The following is a 2,529-nucleotide window of genomic DNA, read 5'->3' as shown; positions in this document are numbered from 1 at the left end:
GTACTTCGCCTACGCCGCCCGCCGTATCCATCCCGACGTACGGCTGGTGACCAGGGGCGGCAGCGTGGCCTACGACGCGCTGTTGCAGTCGTGGTAGGCGTCGCCGCCCCAGTGGGCGGACCAGCCGGTGGCGAGCAGCACGATCCGGTCCTCAGGGACGTCGGCGAGCAGGTCCGCCCCGACGGCCGTCCGGGGCGGCAGGCCCCGGAGGTCGACGACGTGTGCGGGGCCGTCGAAACGGTCCAGGGGCAGCCGGTCCAGCGCGGGCAGGCCGTCCTCGATGTGGGAGGGGGCGTCCACGTGCGTGCCGGACTGCGAACCCAGCCGCAGATGGAGGACGTTGACGCCGTCCTCGGCCGCGGTGAGCGCGGGCCGGATGTCCACCCGCGGATCCCCGGGGTAGACCGGCATGCCGGTGCGCAGGGGCACCGACAGGTCGATCAGCCGCACCCCGCTCACACCTCGGCCGGCTGGGGCTCGCCGACGGGTGCGCCGTCGGCGGCGGTGATCGGCGGCACCGGGGTGTCGACGGCACGCACCAGCCGTGGCCCCTCGGGGCCGAAGACGGCGCGGGGCTCGGGGAAGAGCCACAGCAGCGCGAGGTAGCTGACCGCGGCCAGGCCGAGACCGACCGGCAGGGAGATGTCCACGCCGCCCACGAGGTCGCCCAGGGCGCCCACGAACTGACCGGGCAGGTTGACGAACTGGACCGCGAGCAGGGCGGAGGCCAGCCAGGCGGCCATGCCGCGCCAGTTCCAGCCGCGCGAGAACCAGTACCGTCCGCCCCGCTGACGGCGGTTGAAGACCTGCAGCGACTCGGGGTCGTACCAGCCACGACGGGTGAGGAAGCCCAGGGTCATGATGACCATCCACGGCGCGGTGCACACGATGATCAGCGTCGCGAAGGTGGAGATGGACTGGGTCAGGTTGGCGGCGAAACGGCCGACGAAGATGAAGGAGATCGACAGGACACCGATGAACACGGTGGCCTGCACGCGGCTGAACCTCGGGAAGACGCTGGCGAAGTCGAGGCCGGTGCCGTAGAGCGAGGTGGTGCCGGTGGACATGCCGCCGATCAGCGCGAGCAGGCAGACCGGCAGGAAGTACCAGGAGGGCGAGACGGCCAGCAGGCCGCCCACGTAGTCCGGGGCGTTCGGGTCGAGGAAGTTCCCGGCCTTCGCGGCGATGATCGAGGCGGTCGCCAGGCCGAAGAAGAACGGCAGGATCGTCGCGACCTGGGAGAGGAAGGCCGCGCCCATCACCCGGCGGCGCGGGGTGTCGGCGGGGATGTAGCGGGCCCAGTCGCCGAGGAAGGCACCGAACGAGACCGGGTTGGAGAGCACGATCAGCGCGGAGCCGATGAACGCGGGCCAGAAGCCGGGCGTGCTCAGCGTGTGGAAGCTGCCCTGGTATCCGGCGTCGAAGTCGCCGCCGAACGCGAACGCGCCGAGCACGAACAGCAGGGAGGCCGCGGCCACCGCGATCTTGTTCACGAAGAGCATGAACCGGAAGCCGTAGATGCACACCGTCAGCACCAGCGCCGCGAACAGCCCGTACGCCAGCGCGTACACACCGTCGTTCGTCGGCAGGTGGAACATCCGGTGCGCGCCGCCCACGAGGGCGTCGCCGGAGGACCACACGGAGATGGAGAAGAAGGCGATCGCCGTCAGCAGGGAGAGGAAGGACCCGACGACCCGGCCGTGCACACCCAGGTGGGCGGAGGAGGACACCGAGTTGCTGGTGCCGTTGAGCGGTCCGAACAGGGCCAGCGGCGCGAGGATCAGCGCGCCGACGGCGAGCCCGAGGCCGGTGGCCGCCAGCCCCTGCCAGAAGGACAGCCCGAACAGGATCGGGAAGGCGCCGAGGACGCAGGTGGCGAAGGTGTTCGCACCGCCGAACGCGACCCGGAACAGGTCGAGCGGCCGGGCGGTGCGGTCGGCGTCCGGGATGCGCTCGACGCCGTACGTCTCGATCTCGGTCAGCGCCGGAGCGTCGTGCTGCTCCGCTTGGGGGCTGGTGGTCATGTCTGCTCCTCGCGGGGGCTGGCGGAGTCCAGGGTGAACAGGCTGATCAGGTCGTAGGCGACGTGCGACGCGGCGACGGAGGTGATGTCGGCGTGGTCGTAGGCGGGGGCGACCTCGACGACGTCGCCGCCGACGAGGTTGAGCCCGGCGAGGCCGCGCAGGATCTCCAGCAGCTCACGCGAGGTCATCCCGCCGGCCTCCGGGGTACCGGTGCCGGGGGCGTGTGCGGGGTCGAGGACGTCGATGTCGACGGACACGTACAGCGGCCGGTCGCCGATGCGCTGCCGCAGCGCGTCCACGGTCTCGTCGACGCCGCGGCGCAGCACGTCGGAGGAGGTGACGATGCCGAACCCGAGACGGCGGTCCTCCTCCAGGTCCCGCTTGCCGTACAGCGGGCCGCGGGTACCGACGTGGCTGAGCGCCTCGGTGTCGACGATGCCCTCCTCGACGGCGCGCCGGAACGGGGTGCCGTGGGTGTACTCGGCGCCGAAGTAGGTGTCCCAGG

The 2,529-nt window shown here is 71.6% G+C and carries 3 protein-coding genes and 1 pseudogene; 1 reads left to right on the top strand and 3 read right to left on the bottom strand.

Translation table 11 applies throughout. The annotated features are described in order from the left end of the window. Positions 1-91 (top strand): annotated as a pseudogene (locus ABZ646_RS44770) (MurR/RpiR family transcriptional regulator); the annotation flags it as partial. Here ABZ646_RS44770 and ABZ646_RS44765 read toward each other — a convergent pair. From ABZ646_RS44765 to ABZ646_RS44755, 3 genes are all read right to left on the bottom strand, one after another. Beyond that, a complete protein-coding gene (locus tag ABZ646_RS44765) occupies positions 70-411 on the bottom strand; it encodes a cyclase family protein (RefSeq protein WP_360533015.1) in 342 nt (113 codons plus the stop codon). The pseudogene ABZ646_RS44770 and the gene ABZ646_RS44765 sit on opposite strands and share 22 nt — an antisense overlap. A 44-nt stretch (positions 412-455) precedes the next feature. Beyond that, positions 456-2,024 carry a cytosine permease gene (locus ABZ646_RS44760; RefSeq protein WP_360533012.1) on the bottom strand — a complete coding sequence of 523 codons (1,569 nt, stop codon included), beginning with the start codon at positions 2,022-2,024 and terminating at the stop codon, positions 456-458. Next, positions 2,021-2,529, bottom strand: a 509-nt coding sequence (locus ABZ646_RS44755) for an arginase family protein (protein WP_360533009.1), incomplete at its 5' end; no start/stop codon positions are given. The genes ABZ646_RS44755 and ABZ646_RS44760, both read right to left, overlap by 4 nt.

Origin of the sequence: Streptomyces sp. NPDC007162 (genome assembly GCF_040634175.1) — a bacterium.
Classification (GTDB): Bacteria; Actinomycetota; Actinomycetes; order Streptomycetales; family Streptomycetaceae; genus Streptomyces.
Note: the sequence above shows the minus strand (reverse complement) of the source record. Positions and strands in the feature narration are given on the sequence as shown.